19 protein-coding genes and 1 pseudogene are annotated in these 22,703 nt (G+C 75.2%); 11 read left to right on the top strand and 9 right to left on the bottom strand.

Annotated features, from left to right (window positions below; all coding sequences use genetic code 11):
• Positions 1-47 precede the first annotated feature (47 nt).
• Positions 48-2,693, bottom strand: a complete 2,646-nt coding sequence (locus ABTZ17_RS00385; RefSeq protein ID WP_352193251.1) for an ATP-binding protein — start codon at positions 2,691-2,693, stop codon at positions 48-50.
• Positions 2,694-3,009: 316 nt separating this feature from the next.
• Between ABTZ17_RS00385 and ABTZ17_RS00380 the strand changes: the two genes are divergently transcribed.
• Together ABTZ17_RS00380 and ABTZ17_RS00375 are read left to right on the top strand one after the other, a co-directional pair.
• Positions 3,010-3,921 (top strand): PIG-L deacetylase family protein, encoded by a 912-nt coding sequence (locus ABTZ17_RS00380; protein ID WP_352193250.1) that lies wholly within the window; start codon positions 3,010-3,012, stop codon positions 3,919-3,921.
• A 194-nt stretch (positions 3,922-4,115) separates the two neighbouring features.
• The gene (locus tag ABTZ17_RS00375) at positions 4,116-4,931 is read left to right on the top strand and encodes a hypothetical protein (protein ID WP_352193249.1); all 816 of its coding nucleotides are present in this window, start codon (positions 4,116-4,118) and stop codon (positions 4,929-4,931) included.
• 69 nt (positions 4,932-5,000) lie between these two features.
• Here ABTZ17_RS00375 and ABTZ17_RS00370 read toward each other — a convergent pair whose 3' ends face one another.
• The 3 genes from ABTZ17_RS00370 to ABTZ17_RS00360 form a co-directional block, all read right to left on the bottom strand.
• Complete coding sequence (locus ABTZ17_RS00370) at positions 5,001-5,915, bottom strand: TetR/AcrR family transcriptional regulator (RefSeq protein ID WP_352193248.1); 915 nt, start codon at positions 5,913-5,915, stop codon at positions 5,001-5,003.
• 117 nt (positions 5,916-6,032) lie between these two features.
• The gene (locus ABTZ17_RS00365) at positions 6,033-7,814 is read right to left on the bottom strand and encodes an FAD-dependent oxidoreductase (protein ID WP_352193247.1); all 1,782 of its coding nucleotides are present in this window, start codon (positions 7,812-7,814) and stop codon (positions 6,033-6,035) included.
• 173 nt (positions 7,815-7,987) lie between these two features.
• Positions 7,988-8,608 carry a TetR/AcrR family transcriptional regulator gene (locus ABTZ17_RS00360; protein WP_352193246.1) on the bottom strand — a complete coding sequence of 207 codons (621 nt, stop codon included), beginning with the start codon at positions 8,606-8,608 and terminating at the stop codon, positions 7,988-7,990.
• A 158-nt stretch (positions 8,609-8,766) separates the two neighbouring features.
• Here ABTZ17_RS00360 and ABTZ17_RS00355 point away from each other — a divergent pair, with 158 nt between their 5' ends.
• The gene (locus tag ABTZ17_RS00355) at positions 8,767-9,324 is read left to right on the top strand and encodes a GNAT family N-acetyltransferase (protein WP_352193245.1); all 558 of its coding nucleotides are present in this window, start codon (positions 8,767-8,769) and stop codon (positions 9,322-9,324) included.
• Positions 9,325-9,361: 37 nt separating this feature from the next.
• Here the strand turns inward: ABTZ17_RS00355 and ABTZ17_RS00350 are convergent, their stop codons facing one another.
• The 3 genes from ABTZ17_RS00350 to ABTZ17_RS00340 all read right to left on the bottom strand — a co-directional run bounded on the left by ABTZ17_RS00350 (position 9,362) and on the right by ABTZ17_RS00340 (position 12,124).
• Positions 9,362-10,453 carry a winged helix-turn-helix domain-containing protein gene (locus ABTZ17_RS00350; RefSeq protein ID WP_352193244.1) on the bottom strand — a complete coding sequence of 364 codons (1,092 nt, stop codon included), beginning with the start codon at positions 10,451-10,453 and terminating at the stop codon, positions 9,362-9,364.
• Positions 10,454-10,892: 439 nt separating this feature from the next.
• On the bottom strand, positions 10,893-11,237 hold the full coding sequence (locus tag ABTZ17_RS00345) for a YxzC family protein (protein WP_352193243.1): 345 nt from the start codon (positions 11,235-11,237) through the stop codon (positions 10,893-10,895).
• Complete coding sequence (locus ABTZ17_RS00340; protein WP_352193242.1) at positions 11,234-12,124, bottom strand: S1 RNA-binding domain-containing protein; 891 nt, start codon at positions 12,122-12,124, stop codon at positions 11,234-11,236. Before ABTZ17_RS00340 ends, ABTZ17_RS00345 begins: the two co-directional genes overlap by 4 nt.
• A 193-nt stretch (positions 12,125-12,317) precedes the next feature.
• Here ABTZ17_RS00340 and ABTZ17_RS00335 point away from each other — a divergent pair, with 193 nt between their 5' ends.
• From ABTZ17_RS00335 to ABTZ17_RS00315, 5 genes are all read left to right on the top strand, one after another.
• Positions 12,318-12,626 carry a hypothetical protein gene (locus ABTZ17_RS00335; protein ID WP_352193241.1) on the top strand — a complete coding sequence of 103 codons (309 nt, stop codon included), beginning with the start codon at positions 12,318-12,320 and terminating at the stop codon, positions 12,624-12,626.
• Positions 12,627-12,971: 345 nt separating this feature from the next.
• The gene (locus ABTZ17_RS00330) at positions 12,972-14,345 is read left to right on the top strand and encodes a cryptochrome/photolyase family protein (protein ID WP_352193240.1); all 1,374 of its coding nucleotides are present in this window, start codon (positions 12,972-12,974) and stop codon (positions 14,343-14,345) included.
• A gap of 117 nt (positions 14,346-14,462) precedes the next feature.
• Positions 14,463-14,801, top strand: a complete 339-nt coding sequence (locus ABTZ17_RS00325; protein WP_352193239.1) for a PadR family transcriptional regulator — start codon at positions 14,463-14,465, stop codon at positions 14,799-14,801.
• A gap of 82 nt (positions 14,802-14,883) precedes the next feature.
• Complete coding sequence (locus ABTZ17_RS00320) at positions 14,884-15,783, top strand: hypothetical protein (protein ID WP_352193238.1); 900 nt, start codon at positions 14,884-14,886, stop codon at positions 15,781-15,783.
• 221 nt (positions 15,784-16,004) lie between these two features.
• The gene (locus tag ABTZ17_RS00315; protein WP_352193237.1) at positions 16,005-16,982 is read left to right on the top strand and encodes a DUF4184 family protein; all 978 of its coding nucleotides are present in this window, start codon (positions 16,005-16,007) and stop codon (positions 16,980-16,982) included.
• Positions 16,983-17,040: 58 nt separating this feature from the next.
• Here ABTZ17_RS00315 and ABTZ17_RS00310 read toward each other — a convergent pair whose 3' ends face one another.
• Entirely contained in the window at positions 17,041-17,577 is a 537-nt protein-coding gene (locus tag ABTZ17_RS00310; protein WP_352193236.1) for a hypothetical protein, read from the bottom strand.
• 41 nt (positions 17,578-17,618) lie between these two features.
• Entirely contained in the window at positions 17,619-18,476 is an 858-nt protein-coding gene (locus tag ABTZ17_RS00305) for a hypothetical protein (RefSeq protein ID WP_352193235.1), read from the bottom strand.
• A 724-nt stretch (positions 18,477-19,200) separates the two neighbouring features.
• Here ABTZ17_RS00305 and ABTZ17_RS00300 point away from each other — a divergent pair.
• The 3 genes and pseudogenes from ABTZ17_RS00300 to ABTZ17_RS00290 all read left to right on the top strand — a co-directional run.
• Positions 19,201-19,779: pseudogene (locus tag ABTZ17_RS00300) on the top strand (sigma-70 family RNA polymerase sigma factor); the annotation flags it as partial.
• Positions 19,780-20,117: 338 nt separating this feature from the next.
• Positions 20,118-21,593, top strand: a complete 1,476-nt coding sequence (locus tag ABTZ17_RS00295) for an NAD(P)/FAD-dependent oxidoreductase (protein ID WP_352193234.1) — start codon at positions 20,118-20,120, stop codon at positions 21,591-21,593.
• 119 nt (positions 21,594-21,712) lie between these two features.
• Positions 21,713-22,459, top strand: coding sequence for a DUF1365 domain-containing protein (locus tag ABTZ17_RS00290; protein WP_352193309.1), 747 nt, complete (start codon positions 21,713-21,715; stop codon positions 22,457-22,459).
• The last annotated feature ends 244 nt before the right edge of the window (positions 22,460-22,703 follow it).

Raw genomic sequence — 22,703 nt, 5'->3', positions numbered from 1 at the left:
GACATCATGCCGCCCCGCCGGCCCGGCGCCCCCTCACGCCCGGCCCCTCATGCCCGGCCCCGTACCCCCAGGGCGGCCGCGGCCTCCGTGCGGCGCGGGCTGTTGAGGGCCGTGAGCGAGGCGTGGGCGGTGGACAGGGCCTCCAGTGCCTCCGCCTCCCGGCCCAGCGCGCGCAGGACGAGCCCGAGGTCCAGACGGGCCGGTTCGCACCAGGCGGGCATCCGCGCCTCCTCGAAGTACTCCACCGACAGCCGCAGCACCGTCTCCGCCTCCTCCGTACGACCCAGCGCGGCCAGGTCGTTCCCGATCTGGTGCCGGGCACTCGCCAGGTACATGCCCGCGATATCGGGCTGCTGCCCCGGGATCCCCGCCCGACAGACCGCCGCCACCCGCCGGTGCGTCGCCAGGGCCTCCTCCGCCCGGCCGTACAGGCGCAGGTTCTGCCCCATCGCGATGAGGACGGTCAGCTCGGCCAGCCTGGCCTCCGCCGAAGGCTCCGCACCGAACCGCGCCGCCGCCTCCCGGAACCGCGCCACCGACTCCTCCGTACGCCCCAACCGGTGCAGCGCCCCCGCCCCGTAGCCCAGCGCCCATCCGGTCTGGAGGCCGTCACCCAGCTCGCGCGCCACCGCCAGCGCCTCGTCGGCCACGGCGACCGCCCCCGGATAGTCGTACAGGCACATGCTGTGCGCCCAGGCCAGGTAGTTCAGGTGGACGGCCTCCTCCCGGCGGCTGCCCAGCGCGCGGGCCGCCCCGACCGACAGCCGGAACACCTCCGCCCACTCCTCCCAGTGCTGGGCCAGGTCCGAGAACCAGTGCATGGCCTGCGCCGCGTCGACGACCTGCCGGTGCCTGCCCGTCGCCGCGGCCCGGCGCAGAGCGGCCAGCCACTGGTCGCGCTCCGACTCCAGCCAGACCCGCGCCGCGGGCCGGTCCGCGGGCGCCGTCGCCGGATCGGGATCGGTGTCCGTCCCCTCCGCGTGCCGGGCGGCGTCGAAGCGGAGCGCGGCCGCGGTGGCCCGGCCCAGCAGCCACGCGGCCGTCCGGTCCAGGGCCGCCGACCGCTCCGCCTCCGTGTCCTCCGCACGCGACCGCTCCCCGGCGAACAGCCGCAACAGGTCGTGGAACCGGTACCGCTCCGCGGCCGGCTCGGGCTGGAACAGCCCGGCGTCCGCCAACTCCTCGGCCGCCGCGCGGGCCGCCCCGGTGGACACCCCGGCCAGCAGCCCCACCGTCTCCGGACCGAACCCCGGCCCCGAGGCCAGCGCGGCCCGCCGGAACACCCGCCGCACCTCCGGCTCCAGACGCCCGTACGACAGGGCGAACGCCGCCCGCACCTCCAGCCCGCCCGCCCGTAGCCCGTCGAGACGCTCCTCCTCGGCCGCCAACCGGGCCGCGAGCTTCCCCAGCCGCTCGCCGGGGCGCGCCGCCAGCCGCTGACCGGCGATCCGGACCGCGAGCGGCAGGTACCCGCACAGCTCGGCCAGATCCCGGGCCGCCTGCGCCTCGGCCGCGACCCGCTCCGGCCCCAGGATCCGCACCAGCAGTTCCACCGCTTCCTCCCGGCGCAGCGGCGGCAGCTCCGTCCGGTGCACGGCGGGCAGCCCGGCCAACGCCTGCCGGCTGGTGACCAGGGTGAGGGAGCGCCCCGTGCCCGGCAGCAGCGGCCGTACCTGCTCCTCGTCCGCGGCGTTGTCGAGCAGCAGCAGGACCCGCCGCTCCGCCAGCACCGAGCGCAGCAGCCCGGCCCGTTCCTCCGTTTCGGGCGGCAGTTGCGTTCCGGTCGGACCGAGGGCGCGCAGGAGCCTGGCCAGGGCCTCCCGGGGCGCCACCGGCTCGGGGTCCATGCCGCGCAGGTCGAGGACGTACCGGCCGTCGGGGAAGTACGGGGCGAGCTCGTGCGCGGCGTGCACGGCGAAGGCGGTCTTGCCGAGCCCGGGCTGTCCCGTCACCACGCTGACCGGCGGTCGCGCCGGATCGATGCCTTCGGCGAGCGCGCGCAGCGCGTCGAGCGCGGGACGGCGGGCGGTGAAGTCCCCGAGGTCGCGGGGGAGGGCGAGGGGATTGAGGGGCGGGAGGGGCCGGTGGGAGGGGAGGGGAGGGAGGGAGGAGGCGACGGGCGGGGGCGGTGAAGTGCCTTCCGGCGGGGGAGTGGGCTCCGGGGCGGAGCTGACCGGGAATGGGGTCGGGGTCGGGGACGGGGACGGGGGTGAGGGCGGGGGTGGGGGAGTGAGGGTGGCTCGGGGGCGGGTGCGGCCGGGGCGGGCCGCCGCTTCGAGGGCTGCCGAGTCCGCCGCGTCCAGGCGGAGGGCGTCGGCCAGGGCGCGTACGGTCCGGCGCTGCGGGCCGCGGGTACGGGACCGCTCCATGTCCGTGAGCGCCCGGACGCTCACGCCCGAGCGGTGCGACAGCTCCTCCTGGGTGAGCTCGGCACGGGTGCGCAGCTCTCGGAGGAGGCTGCCGAAGTGGCCGGCTGCGGTGCCGGTGCCGGTGCCGGTGCCGTCCGGCTCTGTGTTGGTGCCTGTGCCGGCGCGGACGGCTCCGGCCCCGGCCCCGGCCTCGGCCTCGGTTTCGGAGTCTCCCGAGTCGGGTCCCGGCGGGCCGGCGGTGGGCGGTGTCCGCCGCCCCCGATGCCCGGGTACGTCGGGCTCCCCGATCCCCTCCACCACCGGATCCGTGCTGTCCGCGGTCATGGCGCTGTCTCCCCCGTCGGCGTGGTGCGGCGAAGCGGGGCCGCTACCGGCAGAAGTATGACGCTCGGTACTTCTGCCGGTGAAACCGCCTGGAACGGACAGCTCGACGGGTGGTCCACTCGTCCCGGCGGAGGGGCCTTCCGGACGGGGGAGTCCGGGCAGGAAGCCGACCGGTTCATCCCGGGCGGGCCGGATCCCGGGGGCCCGCTCCGCTGCCTGCCCGACCCCCCGTACGGGCAAGGGGTGACGGGCACCTGGACCGGGTGCCCGTCACCGCGTGGCAGGCAGCGCACCGACCATGTCGAGGGGAACCCACGTGAGCAGTACCGACCACACCACTCCCGAGAACCGCATCGCCGCCGCCCTTTCGCGGCGCAGCGTGCTGGCCGCCGGAGCGTTCACCGCGGCCGCCGTCGCCGCGCAGAGCACGCTGGGCGGTTCCCGGGCCGCCGCGGCCGCCGCGCCCGCCATCTTCTACTCCCCCCACCAGGACGACGAGGCCATCGGCATGGTCGGCTCGATCCTGGAGCACAAGGCCGCCGGTCGCCCGGTGTACCTGGTCCTCGTCAGCCGGGGCGAGAACGACGCCCTGGCCCGGCGCATGAACGTCGGCGCCTGCGCGGAACTCGGGAACCGCTGCCCCGCCCCGGACCACTGGCACGACCTCAAGTGGCCCACGGACGGCGCCACCAAGATCGTGGAGTGCCGCACCGCCGAGTTCATGGCCTCGGCCAAGGCCATCGGCGTGGACAAGGTCATCAACTTCGACCTGAAGGACAGCGCGCACAACGAGTCCACGTACGGCGGGTTCGTCGACCAGGTGACCTCGAAGGTGAAGGCCCTCGCCAAGAAGTACCCCGGTTCCTCGCACAAGTTCTCGGCGGGCTGGCTGGACGTCACCGCCACGCACAAGGCGTGCAGCGACGCCGCCTACCGCCTCCTGAACGACGGGGTCATCACCGACGCCCGCTTCCACCACATCTACGCCTACGACCGCCCGTACGGGGACCGGCACCGGGGCGCCTCGTACGTCCTGAACATCCCGTCGGCCCACATGCAGAAGAAGCGGAACTCCATCTACTGCTACAACACCTGGGACCCGAGCCGGAAGCTGTACGCCCTCGGCTACCACAGCGCCCACGAGAAGCTGGAGCCCGCGCACGACGACCCCCGCGAGTTCGTCTACACGCTGCCGTCCAACTACCGGCCCGGCATGATCAAGTCGTGACGCCGTAGGGGCATCGAGGGCCCTGGGGTTCGGGGGTTCGGGGCTCTGGGGCCGTGCGGTGCACGGTGACGTGTGATCGCGCACAGTGACATGTGACCCACTGGGGTGACATGTCACCGTGCGGCAGGAGAAGTTATCGTGTGATCTTCGGTCGGCGGAAAGTCGTCCGGAGTACCCCGAGGTTGTGCCGACCGATGATTCCTGCCGGAGTTCCCGAAGGCCGCGAGACGCCCGACGTCGCGACGGCCCGCGCCCGCGCCCGTCTCGACCGGGCCCTGGACCACCTGTCCGCCGTCTTCGCCGGGATGACGGCCCGCCAGGACGAGGCGCAGTGCACCTGCCACTGGGGCAGCGAGGAGGACCTGGCCCTCCTCAAGCTCCCCGACCGCGAGCTGGCACCGGCTCTCCTGCACCGCACCTGGACCACGGTCGACTGGACCGACCACGGCGCCGTGCTGCGCCGGATCCTCCCCCAGTTCGCCCGGGCGCTCGTCGCCGGACAGGTGACGGTCTCCTCCGGCATGGGCGAGGTGGGACGGTCCTTCGCCCGCGGCCGCTGGGAGCGCTGGCCCGCCCCGCAGAGCGCGGCGGTCTCCGAGTTCCTGCACGCCTGGTGGGCCCGTACCCTCACCGACCCGGAACCCGTCCTCCCCGCCCACGCGGTCCTCCCCGTCTGCGCGGAGGCCACCGGCAGGCTGGGCCCCTGGCTCGTCGCCTGGGAATCCCTCCGTCACCCCCACGCCGACCGACACCTCACCCGCTCGGTCGCGCACTGGGAGTACGACCTGCTCGGCGACGAACTGCCCTGGGACACCTGGGACACCTGGGAGGACGAGGACGCCCTGCGCACCGAACTGGTCGCCTGGCTCGTCCGCCACGCCCCGGGCCGGCTCCGTTCTGCCGGCCGGGAGGGCGCGGAGCACCGGGAGCTGCTGCACCGGGTGCGGCTGATGGGCGTCACCGGGCCGGCCCGGTGGGAGGATCCGCACTGGCCCGGCCACCACTACTGAGCCGCCGGACCGGCGAGCAGGACTCGACGACACCGGCGCTGACGTTCACGTCTGCGTCTGCGTCTGCGTCTACGGTGCGGTGGACGCCGGGGCCGCTCCGGCGACTCCTTCCAGTCCCCTCACCAGGAGGTCCAGTCCGAAGCGGAACTCCTCCTCGGGCGGTACGGAGGTCAGGGCCTCGGCCGCCGCGATGAGGGTGGGATGACCGGCCGGGTCCAGGCGACGGTAGAAGGCGGCGAGTTCGGGCCCGTTACCGGGCGCGGCCGCCGGGCCGTGCTGCTGGGCCACGAAGCCGATGGCGTAGTGCGCGACGGCCGTGAAGGCGCGGGCGGCGAGTCCTGCCTCCAGTCCGCCGGCCACCAGGGCGTGGAGGACCCGCTCGCGCTGGGCGAGCCCGTTGGGTCCGACCGGTACCTGGGCCATGAGGGGCCCCACGACGTGGGGGTGCGCGCGCAGGACGGCGTACAGCCCGAGGCCCGTCCCGCGCAGTGCCTCCTGCCAAGAAGGTGTGCCGGTGTCGGTGCTGGGTTGGCTGCTGCTGCTGCTGCTGCGGGCGGCGGCGGGGTCGGCTTCGCCGAGGACGCGGTCGACGACGAGGGCGAGGATCTCGTCCTTGGCGGCGAAGTGCCGGTACAGCGTGGCCGTGCCGGAGCCGAGGGCTTCGGCGAGCATCCGCAGGGAGAAGGCGTGGGTGCCGTGCGCGTCCACGAGCCGGAGGGCGGTCGCGACGATCAGGTCGGTGTCCAGGGCCGGCCGACCGCGGCCCCGTCGGGTCGTGGCGGACGCCGAGCCGAGGTCGTGGCTTCCGCCGGCCCGGGCCGCGCGCGCGGCCCGAGCCGCCCACCAGGCCGGGCTGCCCGCGACCGGATCGTCCGTCGTGCCCCCGGCCGCGTCGCCGGTCCTCGTGTTCCCGGTTGTCGCGTCGCCGGTTCTCGTGTCGTCGATCGGGCCGTCCGGAGGGGTTCCGGGGGCGTCGGGGGTCATGGAGGGTGTCCGTCCTCGGGTCGTCCGGCGTCCGGGGTCGGCTGCCTCCGGACGCGTGCTCGTCCGCCACCGTACCGGGGCGGGGGAGGGGGCGGTGAGGGCCGGGTGGAGGTGCGCTCAGAGGGGCGGCGTCATCGCGCGGAGAGCCTCGGGAAGCGCGGTGGCGGTGGTGGCCGCGGAGCCGACCGTGGCAGGCGTGGTGGTCGGGGGCGCTCCCGGGGCGGTGTCTATGTGGGCGAGGTGGCCGTCGGGGCGGAGGATGAGCAAGGTGTCACACGTGATGCCGTAATGCCACATCAGACGCTCTTCCCGCTCCGCGCGCAGGCGTCGCGTGGCGCGCGGGGGTGCAGGAGCCTTTCCGCCGTTCGTCGGCGTCGGGGTGAGGAGGGCGTGGCGGTGCAGTGGTGCGCCGTGGGTGGGCCAGGGGAGCCGGTCCAGGGCAGCGCGGGCCCGGGGGCCGAAGGCCAGGGCGGTGAAGTGCGGTCCCCTGGTCAGGTCGAAGAGGCGGTCGCGGCCGGGGAGCACGCCCTGGGTGAGTCCGTCCGGGCAGAGTTCGGCCTCCTGGAGTCCGTAGGGGAGTGCGGCGTCCGGTGCCCGGTCCCCGGGGCGCAGGGTGTTCGTGCGGTGCCGGGCGCGGTCCGTGCCGGGCGGCGGGGGCGGGGCGAGGGGGCCGCCGGCGTACGAGAGGTGCAGTTGGTGCTCCTCCCGGCCCCGGGTCAGGGCGCCGGGCCGGCCCCGCCGCATCCCTTCGTAGAGCTCGGTGGAGCGCCCCAGCACGCGCGCCGCGATCGGACGCCGTTCCCCCTCGTAGCTGTCGAGCAGGGCGTCCGGGGCTCCGGCGAGCACCTGTCGGAGCTTCCAGCCGAGGTTGTACGCGTCCTGGACACCGGTGTTGAGTCCTTGGGCCCCGGCCGGGGTGTAGACGTGCGCCGCGTCCCCGCAGAGCAGGACGCGGCCGCGGCGGTAGCGGTCGGCGAGGCGGACGTTCGGTCGGAACACCGAGGTCCAGCCGAGTGCGCGGAGGGTGAGGGAGCCGTTCCCGGTGCGGTGGCGCAGTCGGTCCCGTAGCGCCTCCTCGGTGAGCTCGGCCGGGCCGGCGGGCTCGTCCGGGGCGAGCTTGAACATGAGTTGGAAGCGGTCGCCGCCGGGGAGCGGGCAGGCGCCGGTGACGCGTCCCCCGGGCCGTGGCCAGACGTGCCAACGGTCGCGGGTCAGGCCGTCCACCACGGCATCGGCGAGGATCATGCGGTCCGCGTCGTCGGTGTGGCCGGGGAAGGGGATGCCGGCGGCCCGGCGCACGGTGCTGCCGCCGCCGTCCGCGCCGACCACGTACCGGCCCCGCAGCGTCCGGCCGTCGGAGAGGCGCACGGAGGCGGTCTCCGCGTCCTGGTCCACGTCCTCGACGGTGATCCCGAACTCGACCCGCACCTTCCGCCCCGCGGGCCCGTCCACCACCGCCCGGTGCAGCAGCGCGGTCAGGGCGTACTGGGGGAGCAGGAGGAGGTCCGGGTACGGCGAGCCGAGCGCGACGGCCGCGGGCCGTTGGAGCCGCCAGGAGGCGGTGAAGGGGCCCAGGTGCACGCCCATCCGCGGATACGGTCCGCCGGCGGCGCGGGCCTCCGCCGCGAGGCCGAGGTCGTCCAGCACCTCCAGGGTGCGCGGCTGGAGGCCCTTGGCGCGGGAGCCCTCGAAGGTGCCGGCGGACCGCTCCAGCACCCGTACGGTCAGTCCGCGCCGGGCCAGGTCGAGCGCGAGCGTCAGGCCGACGGGACCGGCGCCGACGACCAGCACGTGGGCGTCGGTGTTGGTACCGGGGCCGGGGCCGGGGCCGGGGCCGGTGGCATGCGTGGGTGCGGGTGTGTGAGGGAGGGGGTGGGGGTGGCTTCGGGGGTCGGGCATGGAGGGGTCCTCCGCTCGGGCGCTTTTAATGGCGACACTGTATCCGTAAATAGGGTGCGGACGGAATGCTCCGAGGGCGGTGGGGTGGGTGCGGTGCGGTTCGGCGCAGGGTGGCCGTCCGTCCGGCCAGCCGGACAGGCGGGCAGGCGGGTCGATCGGCCCGGGCGGGGCGGTCAGTGGCTGCCGGAGTCGCCCCGGGGCTCCGCCTCTCGCCCCGTCAGGGTCGCCAGGTAGTCGTCCAGCAGTGCGGTCTGGCGCGCGGGCGGGTAGGTCGTCGGGTCGAACAACGCCTGTACCACCAGCCCCAGCGCGAACGCCTGCGCTCCCGAGGCGATCCGTTCCGGATCGCCGGCGGGCAGCTCGCCCCGCTCCTGCGCCCCGGCGACCAGAGCCGTCAACCGCTCCCGCCCGCGGCCGTACTTGCGCCCGTAGTCCTCGGTGAGGTCCGGGTCGGCGAGGGCGGTGTCCCAGGAGGAGACCCAGATCCGGTTCACGGCGGCGGCCTCGGCGGTCAGCGGCAGGATGCCCAGCAGGGCCGAGCGCACGGCCTCCAGCCCGGGAGTGCCGGGAGCGCGGCGGCCGACCGCCGTGCGCTCCTCCAGGAGGTCGAGCGCGTACGCGACCAGGTCCCGCTTGGCGGGGAAGTAGTGGGTGAGCAGGCCGGTGGTGGCGCCGAGCTCCGCCGCGACGGCGCGCAGCGTCAGCCCGCCGAACCCACGCGCGGCCAGCACGCGCCAGACGGCTTCGGACACCTCGCGGCGTCGGCTCTCGTGATCTCCCTTGGTACGTGGCACGGGTGCTACGGTACATAGTCATAACAAGTGTTGTGTGAATCCTGCGCCGCCGCCCGGGCGCGGTCCGAAGCGGTCCGAAGCGGTTCGGCGGGGCCGGCCGGGCGTACCGGCGGACCGCGCGCGGGTTCCGTGCCGTCCGATCCGAAGGTGTGTCCGTCATGTTCTCCCTGACCCTGCGGGACGATGCCCGCCTGCGCCCGCTGGAGCCCCATCACGCGGAGGAGTTCGCCGCGCACATGGACCGCGCGCGCGAGACCATCCGACCGTGGGTGGGCGCCTCGTTCGTGACCGAGGGGTCGGACGGGGCCCGGGGGACGCTGACCCGCTACGCCGAGCGGCAGGCCGCGGACGGCGCTCGGCTGTACGGCATCTGGCGCGCGGGCACGCTGGTGGGCGGGGTGATGTTCACGTCCTTCGACGCCGCGTCCGGCTCCTGCGAGCTGGGCTGCTGGCTGGAGCCGGACGGTGAGGGGCACGGCCTGGTCACGGCCGCCTGTGAGGCCTTGTTGGACTGGGCGTTCGACGAGCGCGGGCTGCACCGCGCCACCTGGCACTGCCGCGCCGACAACGAGCGCAGCGCCGCCGTGGCCCGTCGGCTCGGCATGACCCTGGAGGGTACGGAGCGCGAGTCCTGGCTCTTCGGCGGGCAGCGCTACGACACCCAGATCTGGGCGGTCCTGGCTCCGGAGCGGGCGAACGGGGCGCGGCGCGACTGAGCCGCGGGGCCGGGGTCGGCGTCCGGCCCGGGGCGGGTCAGACGGTCTCGGGGGCCCGGGTGCTGTCCAAGGGCAGGGTGAGGCGGGTGAACGGGGCCGTCGGCGTGAAGTGGGTGATCTCCAGCAGTCGGCCGTACTGGTCGTGGGTGTGGCGCCGGACCTCGACCGTCGGGGCCGGTTCGGCGGCGGGAGCATCGCTGCCGGTGCCGGTGCCGGTGCCCGTCGCCGCGAAGGGGCCGTCCTGCTGAACGCCCCGGGTGACATCGGTCCCGGTACTCATGGCCGTACCCGTGTCTGCGCGCGTGGCCGTGCCGGTCCACGAGCGGCTTGCGGCCGGGCTGGGGCGGTCGGGTCGGGAGAGGGTGAGCGTCTCCCGGACCCCCGGGTGCAGCCCCTCGCGGCGCATCCACTCGTACAGCAGGGACAGGTCGGGCTGGTGGGGCCGCAGGGCGCGGGCGTACCGGCCTAGCTCCCCGACGGCGGCGACGGCCGTGGGGGTGAAGTAGGTGGTCGCCGCCTGGAGGGTGCGTCCGGAGGCGTCGGTGGCCCGGTGGTGGTGGATCAGGGTGCGTTCCCCCGGGGCCAGGCCCAGTTCGGCCGCCAGGGACGGCGGCACGCTGGCCAGGGAGAGCCAGGCGGCGGTGCGTTGGGCTCCGGCCGTGAAGGGGCCACCGGGGAACCGGACCGCGCCCGGTGCCGGCAGGTGTGCGGCGGGCGGCGGGGGCGCCGCCGTCCCGACCGCTCCCGTCGCGGTCACCGTCGAGGTCGCCGCCGCCGCGGAAGTGCGGGCGGTGGTGGCGCGGGACGGGGCCGGCGGGCCGGAGGTCGACGGGACGGCCGGCCCCGGGGTCGGGACACCGCCTGCCGGTGAGGCCCACGTGGGAGGGTGCGCGGGCATCGTCACGATGCTGCCGCGCTTGCCGGTGGCGATCAGCCGTTCGCGCCGCAAGAGGTCCAGGGCGGCGCGTACGGTCTGCCGGTTGACGCCGAACCGCGCCGCGAGGGTGCGTTCCGCGGGCAGGGTCCCGCCGGGGACGAGGCGCCCGGCGCGGATGTCGGTCCGCAGGCTCTCGGCGATGGCGCCGTAAGCGAACTGCGGCCGCAGGGCAGGGGAAGGGAGGGTGGTCACGGCGGGGCACTCCGTTCAGGGGAGAGAAGGGCTACGTCCGTGGATGCGGCTCACCTTAGCAATGGTCTAGACCTCTCGGCAGAGGTGTGCGCAGCATGGCTGAAAAGAGCTGGTGGAGAGGGTGTGCCGGCCGCTAGGGGTATGCCGGAATATGCCCGAGGTGCCTGCCGGGGAGGGGTGGAAGGCCCGGATTCGCCTCAGTGGGAACCGGTACGGGACCGCTCTTCGGCCGCGCCCGACACGAGGGTGCGGACAGGTCCGGGCGGCGTGTTCGACCATTTGCATTCCGGACATCGCCGGGCTCGGGGGCCGGAGGATGTCGTACGCGGAACCGGAGCGGTCGCTTCCCTGGGGCGTGGACCATGACGTGGCCAGCTCGGGATCGGTCGACGGGGCGTCGATCGCCCTGCCGGGGTGGTCGCTCACCCGCTCGCGCGGGTCACCCCGTCCGGCGGCGGTGTCTCAGTTCGGTGAGCCAGGTGCGGAGTTGTTCTTCGTCGTGGAGGTAGCGGCCGTCGGGGCCCGCGGGCAGGTCGACGCCGTGGAGCGGGTTCAGCGCCCACCAGGAGGTGTCGTCCCAGTCGAGCCCCTCGGCGGCCGTCCGCCGGGCGGCCCAGCGGTCGGCCTCGTCCCGGGAGAGCCGTCCCTCGATCAGCGCGACGAAGCGCTCCTCGATCTCCGCGACCTCTTCGGGCGTCGGGCGGCGTACGGCGTCCATGCGCGGACCGTACTCGTGGCCGTGGCCGCCGTCGTTCAGGGGCACGGCCGGTGGGAACGAGCTCACGGCCGGGGCACCTCGCCGAGATGGAGGCGGCGGTGTTCCCGGTCGAGTGCGGCGATGACCACGGTGAGCTCGTCGCCCACGGCGGGGGTGGTCGGGGTGCCTGTCGGGTCCCGGTGGGGGAGCAGCCCCTCCACGCCGTCCGCGACGCGGACGAAGGCTCCGAACGGGGCCAGTTTCGTGACCCGCCCGCGCAGGACCCGTCCCGGCCGGGCGCTGTCCGCGAACGCCTGGAAGGGGTCGGGCCGTGTGGCCCGCAGGGACAGTCGGGCCTCCCCGTTGGTCGTGTCGAACTGCAGGAACTCGCAGGTCACGCGTTCGTCGACCCGGACGACATCCGTGGCCGCGTCGAAGGGGGACCAGGCCAGTTCCGGGTAGGTGATGAACCCGACGCCGGGGAAGAGCGGGTGCTCCGGGCCCTCGTCCAGCGCCACGAACACCCCGAACCGCTCGATCGACGCGATCCGACCCGACAGCGGCACCCCCGGCCTGAGTGAGCTCAGGAAGGCCCAGAGCTCGGGGCTGTCCGTGGCCGCCTTGGACAACCACACCCGGCCCCGCCCCTGATCCACCGAGGTGACCTCGGCGGTGATCCGGTCGCCGACGCGCACGTCCGACGCGGTCGCGCGGGGGAGCCAGGTCAGGTCCAGCGTTCCGACGAAGCCCAGGGGGTGGGTCGGGAAGCCGTCCAGGACCACGGCGAGGCCCTGGCGCGAGACCTCCGCGACGGTCCCGCTCCGGCGCTCACCGACGCGGACACCGGCGACGAACTCCCGCGCGCCCCGGGTACCGGATGCGCCGCCGCCTTCCGGCCTGTCCCGGCAGTCCCCGTTCTGCCCCCTCTCCCCGCTGTCCCGCCCTCCGGCCGCCGTCCCGCCCGCTCCCGCCACCTCGTCCGCCCTCCCCCACGTGCCGCCCAGCTTCCCCCAAAAACCGCCGACCGCGGATCCGACCTGGTCGTTTCGTGAACGTGAGCCATTCGCCGGGGCTTGGCAGGGGCAGCCGGCGCTCGTTGCGGCGTGCGGCCCGGACCGCCGTCGGGAAGGTTTGTCCGGGAGCCGGAAGGGGGCTCATGATCCAGGTATGAGAGCAGAAGTTCTGACCTTCGTCGCCGATGGCCCCCTCCCCGACTGGGAGGCCGAGGACGATGAGCTGGACCGGCGGGTCCCCCAGCTCGAAGCGATCTCGAAGCCGGTGACGGGAGAGGAAGCGGCCGCCCTGGTCGACTGCTTCGGCCCCGACGACTGCTACGGGGTCGCCTGGACGCTCCTGCACCTCATCGAGACCGGGCCCGCCCCCGTACTGACCGCCAAGCCGGGCCCGGGGGCCAACGAGTGGCACCACCGGCTCTACGAACGTGCCGCGACGGAGGGCCCCATCGCGGCAGGCTGACCTGCTGTGGTCCGGGCGTCGTCCGGCCGCGCGTGCTCCCGTTCCTGGGGGGCTCCCGGCTCCGGGCCGCCCGGCTCGCTCCGTGGTGCATCCGGGGAGGGGGCGGGGGCGGAAGGGAGGGCGGTACGTCGGCTGTGGCCTTCTCGTCGGTCGTGGCGGGCTCGGTCGTGTCGCCGGATTCGGCGGTGTGGTCGGCCGGTGTGGTCGGTCGTCGAGTGTCGGTGCGCGGCGTGAGGTCACAGTGCACTGTCACGTGTGAAAGTGCACTGTGACGGCGTGCCGCACGCAGGCAGTGCAGCGGGCACCAGCGGGTTTCCCGGGCACCGACCACCAGGAGTGGGAGCCATGAACGTCTCGGTCGTCCTGTACAGCTCGGACCTGCGCGTCCATGATCACCCGCCGCTGCGGGCCGCGCTGGAGGCCACCCGGGAAGTGGTCCCCCTCTTCGTCCGGGACCCGGCCGTGGACCGTACCGGATTCGCCGCCCCGAACCGCCTCGCCTTCCTCGCCGACTGCCTCACCGACCTGGACGCGGCCCTCCGCGACCGCGGCGGCCGGCTCGTCGTCCGACACGGCGACACCGTCGCCGAGACCGCCGCCCTCGCCCGCGAGGTCGAAGCCGACGAGGTCCACATGGCCGCCGGCTACAGCGCCTTCGCCCAGGCCCGCGAGGAACGCCTGCGCCGCGCCCTGGAAGCGGACGGCCGCCGCCTCTACGTCCACGAGGGCGTGATCACCGCCGTCCCCGCCGGCGAGGTCACCCCGCAGGGCTCCGACCACTTCGCCGTGTTCACCCCCTACCACCGCCGCTGGGCCGACACCCCGCTCCGCTCCCCGGCCGGGGCCCCGCGCACGGTACGGGTCCCGGCCGGTCCGCGTTCGGAGCCGGTCCCCTCCCGCGCGGAGGTCGAGGGGGTCTCGGAGGGCCTGGCCGCGGGCGGCGAGTCCGAGGCCCGCAAGCGGCTCACCGCCTGGCTGTCGCGGCACGCCGACTCCTATACGGAGGGCCACGACGACCTCGGCGGCGACGTCACCTCCCGCCTCTCCCCGCACCTGCACTTCGGCTCCCTCTCCGCGAACGAGGCCGTGCACCGGGCCCGTTCCCGCGGCGGGGAGGGCGCCGAGGGCTTCGTACGACAGCTGTGCTGGCGGGACTTCAACCACCAGCTGCTCAGCGCCCGCCCCCACACCTCCTGGCAGGACTACCGCCCCCGGCAGGACCAGTGGCGCACCGGCAAGCAGGCGGACGCCGACCTGCTCGCCTGGCAGGAGGGACGCACCGGCTACCCGGCGGTCGACGCGGCCATGCGCCAACTCGGCCACGAGGGCTGGATGCACAACCGGGGCCGGCTCCTCACCGCCTCCTTCCTCACCAAAACCCTCTACCTGGACTGGCGGATCGGCGCCCGCCACTTCCTGGACCTGCTCGTCGACGGAGACCTCGCCAACAACCAGCTGAACTGGCAGTGGGTGGCCGGTACCGGCACCGACACCCGCCCGAACCGCGTCCTGAACCCCGTCCTGCAGGGCAAGAAGTACGACCCGGACGGCCGGTACGTCCGGCGCTGGGTCCCCGAACTGGCCGAGGTCCCGGCCCGCGCGGTCCACGAGCCGTGGAAGCTGACCGGCCCCGAGCGCGCGGCCTGCCCGTACCCGGAACCGATCGTCAGCCTCGCCGACGGCCTCGCCCGCTTCCGCCACGCCCGCGGCCGGGACTGACACCCGGGACTGACACCCGGGACGGAGACCGGAGCTGAACCCGTGATCGAGGCCGGGACTGAACCCCGGGACCGAGGCCGGGACGGCCGCCGTGCTCCGGCCTCCTACCCTGTTCGCATGAGTGAGCGTGTCATGCAGGAGCTGGGCCTGCTGGTCCTGACGGCCCTGGCCAACGCCCCGCGCCACGGCTACGCCATCGCGCAGGAGGTCAAGGCCATCACGGACGGCCGGGTGGTGCCGCGCACCGGCGCCCTCTACGGAGCGCTGGACCGGATGCTGGCGGACGGGTTGATCGAGGTGGAGCGCGAGGAGATCGTGGACAGCCGGGTGCGGCGGGTCTTCGCGCTGTCCGAGGCGGGCCGGGAGCGGCTGGTCCTGGAGACCGAACGGCTGGCCGTGACCGTCCGCGAGGCCCGCAGACGCCTCGGCATGGACGGGACGGCGCCGGTCACGTGACAGGCGGTCGGGTGAAGGGCGGTCGCGTGCGGGGGCGGGACGGCAGCGGTCACCTGGAGGGGGGCGCGTGAAGAGGGACCGTGTGGGGCGTGACCGTGTGGGGCGGACGGGGCTGTTGTTGCGGCTGTATCCGCCCCGCTACCGCCGGGCGCACGGGGACGAGATCGCCGACGTGCACGCCGAGATGACGGCCGGTCTGTCCCGCGTCGCCCGGCTGCGGGCGGACGCGGACCTGGCCGCGCACGCGGTACGCCTCCGTACCGGCCTGCACGGGGCGGCCCCCGCGGGCCGACTCTTCGCTGTGGCGGCGCCGCTGGCGCTCGGCACCGCTGCGGTGGTCCACGGGCTGTGGCTGACCTCCTGGTACGCCGGACTGGTGCGCTCGCCCGCCCCCATCGGCCTCCAACTCGCCACCACCGAGCCGGAGTACGGGCTCGCGCTGCTGTGCTGTCTGATCGTGTGCGTCGGCACGGTGGTGGCGCTGTGCGGCCGGTGGGCGGCCGGGGCGGCGGCGGCCGTGACGGGGCTCCTGGGCTCGGCGCTGCTCGGCGCGCCGGCGGCGGGCGGTGACGAGGGAACCGCCGCGGTGACGGCCCTGCTGACGGTCGCGGTGGTGGCGGCCTGCCCGCCGGACCGCCGTTCCGATCCCCTGCTCCACGCCACCGCCGGGGCCATGGCGGGTTGCGCCTGGCTGCCGGTCGTGGCCGTGGACACCCGGGCCTTCGGGGTCAGCACGGAGTACGGGGCCTGGCCGGTGCTCGCCCTGGCGGCGGCGGGCGCCGTCCTCGCCCTGCGCGAGCGGTCCCACGGGGTTCGGGAGGCGGCCGCGGTGGCACTGGCCGCTCCGCCGCTGATCGCGTACGCCTGCGCGGCCTGGGGCGAGACCTGGCCGATCCTCGCCGCCCTCCCGGTCCTGGCCCTGACCACCGCCGTACCGGCCGTCCACCGAGTGGTCCGCCGGGTGGCCCGCGCGAGGCGCTGACCGGGGGACGGGGCTGCTGACTGCCACGGTCCCGGAACCTACGTCCCCGCAAAGCTCCGTTGAGCTGAATAGTCATGTGCGCGTAGTATCCGGTGTCGTCTGCGGGACGGTTGATGGCCGGGGCCGGGGCCGGGTGCGTTTCGGTGGCCTCGGCCGTGCCGTGGCTGTGCCGCATCAGTGCCGCAGCCGTGCCGTGGCGATCAGAAGACCGGGAGACCGTCGTGCCGTTCACCCTCGCCCACCCCGCCGCCGTGCTCCCGCTGTTGGGGCGGGGCCCGCTGGTCCCGGCCGCGCTGGTCGCGGGGTCCATGGCGCCCGACGTGTCCTACTTCCTGGGCGCCCTCGGGCTCACGGCCACCCATCGCACCTGGTACGAGCCGTTCACCAACGCCTCCACCTCGCACGCGCCCGCCGGGGTGCTCGGCGTCGGCCTCGCTTTCACTCTCGTCCTGCTCGCCCTCCACCGGCTGCTCAGGGCTCCGCTGTCAGCCCTCCTCGGCCCGGCATGGGGCACCGCACCGGGTACGCCCCCACGCCCCGTCCACGGGGCTTCGGCCCTCGCCCGCGTGCGGGGCGTGCTGTGGCTGTTGCCGTCCGCGCTGATCGGTCTGGCCACCCATCTGCTCTGGGACGCCCTCACCGAGCCCGGATTGCTCCCGGACGCCCTCTCCAGGCCGGTGCAGTACGGGAGTTCGGCACTGGGTCTGGTCGCCCTGGGGGCGTACCTGTACCTGCACGTGTACCTCGACCGCCACGGGGACCGGGACGGGGATCGGCACCGGGATCGGGGTCGGGTGCCGCGTGGAGGCCGTGGCCCGCTCGCGAGCGCCTCACCGACTGCGCGGGCCGCCGGTCTTTCGCCCCGCCTGCGTCGTGCCGTGGCGGCGGCCTGCGGCCTGACCGCGCTCGGCGGGGGCGTGAGCATGTTGCGGAGTGTGGACGCGTACCGCCTCCGCACCGCGACCGACTACGACAGTCCGATCACCACGGCCCTCCCCGGCGGGGGCAGCGAGACCTCCTACCCGACGCGAACCGTGCCGGCGCCCTGGAGCGACACCGCGGAAGCCCTCCTCTACGACCTGGCCAAGGGTGCGGGCGCCGGACTGCTCCTGGCCCTGCTGGCGTACGGCGCGGCCTGGCACCTGGCCCGTCGCGTGGGACCCGTGGCGCGCGGGAGGGCCGTGGAAGAGGCGCCCTGAACGGGACGCCCCCTCGGCCCTCGGCCCTCGGCCCTCGGCCCTCGGCCCTTCGGCCCGCTCAGCCCCGCCCGTCCCGCTTCGCCTTCGCCCGGGCCCGCTCCCGCAGCCGGACGACGTACGACTCGTCCTCACCCTCGACCGCGTCTTCGTCCAGGCCGAGGTCCTCGCAGATGTCGGCCACCATCGTGGCCTCGTCCGCGGTCCCGCCGAGCCCGGCCCGGACCAGCGCCCCGAGGCCCTCCCGTACCCGGTCGGCGCAGGCTTCGCCGATGCCGGCCATGCCGGGTCGGGGGTCCTCGTCCCCGGCTCCCGCGGCCACGTACCACAGCGTCTGCAGGAGCACTTGGCGGGCGAGCGGGGAGATGGGCTCCGCCAGCGCGGCCATGATCACACCCACGGCGGGAGGGGTGCAGGGGAAGGCCACGGTGCTGTTCTCGACGTGACCCTCCAGGGTCCGGCCGATCATGTCCCGGGGCGTCCCGGCGGTGAGGATCGCCTCGAACCTGCCGGGCAGGTGCTCCGCGGAACGGCCGCAACCGCACGCCAGGGAGGCCCAGTCGGTCCCCGTCAGCTCGGCCCGCACGAGCGGCCCCACGCCCCTACCGCCCCCGGCCCCGATCGTGTCCCCGGACCCGGTCACAGGGGGAGCACCGGGCGGGTGGAGAAGTCCTCGTAGAGGCCGTCGCCGTCGGGGCCGTGGAGGAATTCGGCCATGCCCGGGTTGCGGTGGGCGGTGGCCAGGGGCAGCCAGCCCAGCAGGGCCCCGTACCCGCCGCACACCGACTCGCCGCCGTCGCCGCCGTGCACGGCGCCCGGATCGCTGGTCAACTCCGCGCGGTAGGTGTCGTAGGCGATGCGGAGCCCGAAGGCGTTGGGAGCGTTCTGCGGGCCGGAGCGGTCGCCGTACGGGATCCGATCGAGGGGGCAGTCGTCGCCCCAGCGGAACAGGGTGTCGGCTCCGGCACCGCAGGCGTGCTCCCACTCGTCGGGGCTGGGCAGCCGCAGGCCGCCGAGTGCGGCCAGAACGGCCGGCATCTCCTCCGGCGGGGCGGTGAGTTCCTCGGCCTCCAGGGCCATCAGCAGGGTGGGTACCCGGACGGAGCGGCGCGGGCTCAGCACGGCCGCCAGGTGCGCCCGCAGGTCGTCCCCGTACCCGAAGCCCTGCGCCACGCTCGCGGCGTAGTCGGCCTCCTGCCCCGGGGCGGGCCGCCAGGACGCGGGGTCGAAGCCCAGGTCCACCCGGCCGCCGGGTATCAGGGCGAACTCCCGTACGTCCCGTCCGCCGAGCCCGTCCCGTCCGTCGGGTCCTTCGGGTCCGCCCTTCCCGGCCCGCTCGATGTGCGCCCGGTGCAGCGGCGATCCGAGGTGGTCGACGGTCGAGAAGCCGCTGACGCGACCCCCGACGAGCAGGGCGGCCTCCTCGGCGACGCGGCGGGCGGCGGGCGCGTCGAGGGAGAGCCAATCGGTCAGGGTCAGGTCGGCGAGGGAGCGCATGGTACGCAGTCTGGCAGCGGGGTCCGACAGCGCCGTACCGAGGGCTGGTTCACCCTGCGGGGGCCCCGGCCGCCGGCCCGGGGGAGGCGGCCGCGCGCCGTGTGTCGTCGGGCGGCGTCTCCGAGGTCCGGATGCCGAGCCACTGCTCGGCGTCCCAAGCGCGGAAGCGCTCCACCCCGCCCGACCAGCCGCTCCGTGTCCTGATCGAGGTGCTTCCCCTCATGGTGCTTCCTCATCGGCGCGATGTGCGCGGTGTGCGCGGTGTGCGCGATGCCGCGCGCCAATACGACGCACAACCGATGCATGGTGATTCCGCGGGGTGATCCGAAGGAGGGTGGGGGAGCCGGAGGTATCGCTTCCGGCGGCGGCCGCCGTTCCACGGCGGGCGCGCCTACTGCCGTCCGGCCGAGGCCGGGCAGGGGGAGCAGCTGCCATGACCGTGATCCGCACCGCCCACGCGCCGGAACACCGGCCCGCCCCGGCCCCCGAGCCCGCGTTCCGGCCCGCAGAAGCCGGTGACGACAGCCTGAGCGAAAGCCACAGCCACAGCCGCAGCCGCAGCCGGGGCAACAGGACGAGCGGGCGCGGAGACGGCGGGAGCGCGGACGGCGCCCCCGGAAGCGACGCGGGCAGCGGTCGGGGTCGGAACCGGCAGGAGAACGGCCCGCCGGCTGCCGCCCCGTCCATCCTGCCTGTCGCGCCTGTCCCGCCCGCCTCACCCGTCCTGCCCACCTCACCCGTCCCGCCCGACCCGCCCGCCGGGTTCGCCCCGGCCGGGCCCGCCGACGAGGAGATCGCCGCCGGGCTGGTACGGGGGGACGCGTACTGCCTGGCCCTCGCCTATCGGCGCTGGGGTCACCTGGTCCAAGCCCTGGCCGCCCGCACGACGGGCGACCCCCGCGAGGCGGAGGACATCACCCAGCAGGTGTTCCTCGCGGCGTGGCGCGGTCGGGCCGGATACCGCCCGGAGCGCGGTCCGCTGCCCGCCTGGCTGCTCGGGATCGCCCGGCGCAAGACGGCCGACGCGCTCACCTCCCGGACCCGCCGCCTCCGGCTCGTCGCCGCGGCGGGCGAGACCCTGCCCCGCGAGGAGCACGACCCCGTCCACGCCCTCGACGGCGTCGTGGACCGGATCGTCGTCGGCGGGGAGCTGGCGCGGCTGCCCGGCCCCCAGCGCGAGGTGCTGACGCTGGCCTACTACGGCGACCTGACGCAGGTGCAGATCGCGGAGGGAACGGGGCTGCCGCTGGGCACCGTCAAGAGCCACGCCCGGCGCGGTCTCCAGAGGCTGCGCGGCCGCCTCGCTCCCTACTACGAGCCCCCGGCCCAAGGCGCCGGGGCCCGACGCACGGGTGCCCAACGGCCCGTTTCCCAGTCGTCCGCTGTCGCCGCGATCCCGTCCGATGTCGGACCCAGCCGGATGACGTCCGGCTCCGAAGTACCCGGGGGAGGGACCCAAGGGCCTTCCGCGTCCCTCCCGCACGGCGAGGACGACCGCGACGACCACGCCGGCACCACCCACGGCACGCACAGCACGCGCAACAAGAACAGCAAGAACAGCAAGAACAGCAAGAACGGCAACAACAGCACGAGTGACGACAGCCGGGACGAGCGGCTGGTCCGGAAGGCGAGGGGGACCGCATGAGCGAGCAGGAGGAGCCGGACACCGTGGCCGGAGGCAAGGGCGACGGCGTGGGCGACCGCCTGGGCGACGGCGCGGACGGTGGCCGGGCCCGGGTGGCCGTGATCGGTGCCGGAGTGGCCGGGCTGACGGCCGCGTACGTCCTCTCCCGTGCCTACGACGTGGTCCTGTACGAGGCCGAGGACCGGCTCGGCGGGCACGCCCACACCCACCGGCTGCCCGCCGCGCGCGGCGGGACGCTCGCCGTCGACAGCGGCTTCATCGTCCACAACGAACGCACCTACCCGCACCTGCTGCGCCTCTTCCGCGAGCTGGGGGTGCGCACGCAGGACGCGGAGATGAGCATGTCCGTGGAGTGCGAGGGCTGCGGGCTGGCCTACGCGGGCGCCCGGGGCCCCCGCGCCCTCCTCGGCGGCGGAAACCTGCGCCGCGGCCGCTACCTCCGCATGCTCGCCGAGGTGCCCCGCTTCCACCGGGCCGCCCGCCGAGTCCTGGACGGCGCGCTCCGCACCGACGGCACGACCTCCTCCGCACCCCCGCGCGCCGCCGCCTCCCCGCAGCCCACCGAGGCCCGACACCCCGCCGAACTCCCCGAGACCCTGGGCGACTTCCTGCGGCGCGAACGCTTCTCGCCCTACTTCACCGCCCACTTCGCCCTGCCGCTCGTCGCGGCCGTCTGGTCCTGCCCGCCGGACACCGCCCTCCGCTACCCGGCCGCCTACCTCTTCCGCTTCCTCGCCCACCACGGCCTGCTGTCCGTCACCGGCTCCCCGCAGTGGAAGACGGTCACCGGAGGCTCCGCCGTGTACGTGGCCGAGGCCGCCAAGCGCCTCGCGGCGGTCCGTACGGGCACCCCGGTCCGGTCCGTCGCCCGCGCCGACGCCCCGACGGACGCGTCGACCGCTGTCACCGGCGGGGAAGGCGCCGGGACCCGGGGCGTCCGGGCCTACGTCACCACCGAGGACGGGGACACCGCCGCCTACGCCGCCGTGGTCCTCGCCACCCACCCCGACCGGGCCCTCCGCCTCCTCGCGGATCCGACCCCCGACGAACGACGCGTCCTGGGCGCTTTCACGTACACCGGCAATCCGACCGTCCTGCACCGGGACACGAGCCTGCTGCCCCGCGCGCCCCACGCCCGCGCCTCCTGGAACTACCGGCTGCCCTCCTGCACGGCCCGCCCCGGATCCGTACAGGTCAGCTACGACATGAACCGGCTCCAGCGACTCCCGGCGGACGAGCCGTACGTGGTCACCCTGAACGCCGAGGGGCTCGTCCACGACAGCGCGGTCATCGCCCGGATGGTGTACGAACACCCGGTGTACACCCCGGCCTCCGTGGCCGCCCAGCGCGAACTGCCCCTCCTCAACACCTCCGTGACCGCCTTCGCCGGGGCCTACCACGGCTGGGGCTTCCACGAGGACGGCTGCCGCTCCGGCGTCGAAGCGGCCCGCGCCCTGGGGGTGACCTGGTGAAACCCCGACCCGCGGCCCTCGTGGCCCCCGCCGCATCCGCACCGCCGGCCTCCCCGGCCGCCTCCTCCGGGGCCGCCGCCCCCGTCACGGATTCCGCTCCCCACCCCGAGCCGGTACCGGTGGCCGGCCCCGCGTCGGCACCCGCCCTCTACGCCTGCGAGGTCGCGCACACCCGGACCGGGCCCGTCCGGTACCGGCTGGGGATGCGCACGTACCTCTGGTTCGTCGACCTCGACGCGCTCCCGCGACTGCCCCGCGTGCTGCGCCCGCTGGCCCGGTTCGACCCCCGCGACCACTTCGGCGGCGGCGCCCCCACCCTCCGCGCCGGACTCGACGCCTTCCTCGCCGCGCACGGCGTGACCGGGGCCGACGGAAGGGTCCTGATGCTCGGTCACGCCCGCGTCCTCGGGTACGTCTTCAACCCGATCACCCTCTACTGGTGCCACGACCGCGAGGGCCGCCCCGTCTGCGTGGTCGCCGAGGTCCACAACACCTACGGCGACCGGCACTGCTACCTCCTCCGCCCGGGCCCCGACGGCACCGCGGACACCCCCAAGGAGCTGTACGTCTCCCCGTACTTCGGTACCGACGGCGCCTACCGGATGCGCCTGCCGCTGCCCGGCGAACGCCTCGACCTGACCGTGCAGCTCCGGCACGGGGACGGCACCCGTCCGCTGACCGCGACCGTCCGCGGCGTACGGCGCCCGGCCGGGCCGCGCGCCCTTCTCGCCGCCGCGCTCCGGCACCCCTGGTCCACGCTCGCGGTCAGCGCCGCGATCCGGTGGCACGGGGTCCGCCTGCGCCTCAAGGGGCTGCCGGTGCGCCCCCGCCCGACCGCACGACCGACGCAGGAAGGCATGCTGTGACCGTCTCCGTACCGCCCTCGCTCCCCCACCCGGACCCGCGCCCGCACCCGGCCACCGGCGGCTTCCCGTACGAGCCCGTGGCCGTGACCGTGGCCGAGGCCGGGCTCGTGTCCGAGTCCGGGCCCGTGCCCGGGACGGAGCCCGCGCCGGAGCACGGGCACGGGCAGGGCCACGGCCCTGAGCGCGGCCTCGGCCACGGTCACGGGCCCGAGCACGCCGGTGCGGCGGGCCACGGCCGGGAGGC

Source organism: Streptomyces sp. NPDC097619, from assembly GCF_040302735.1.
Taxonomy (GTDB): domain Bacteria; phylum Actinomycetota; class Actinomycetes; order Streptomycetales; family Streptomycetaceae; genus Streptomyces.
This window is presented reverse-complemented; position numbering and strand designations above follow the sequence as displayed.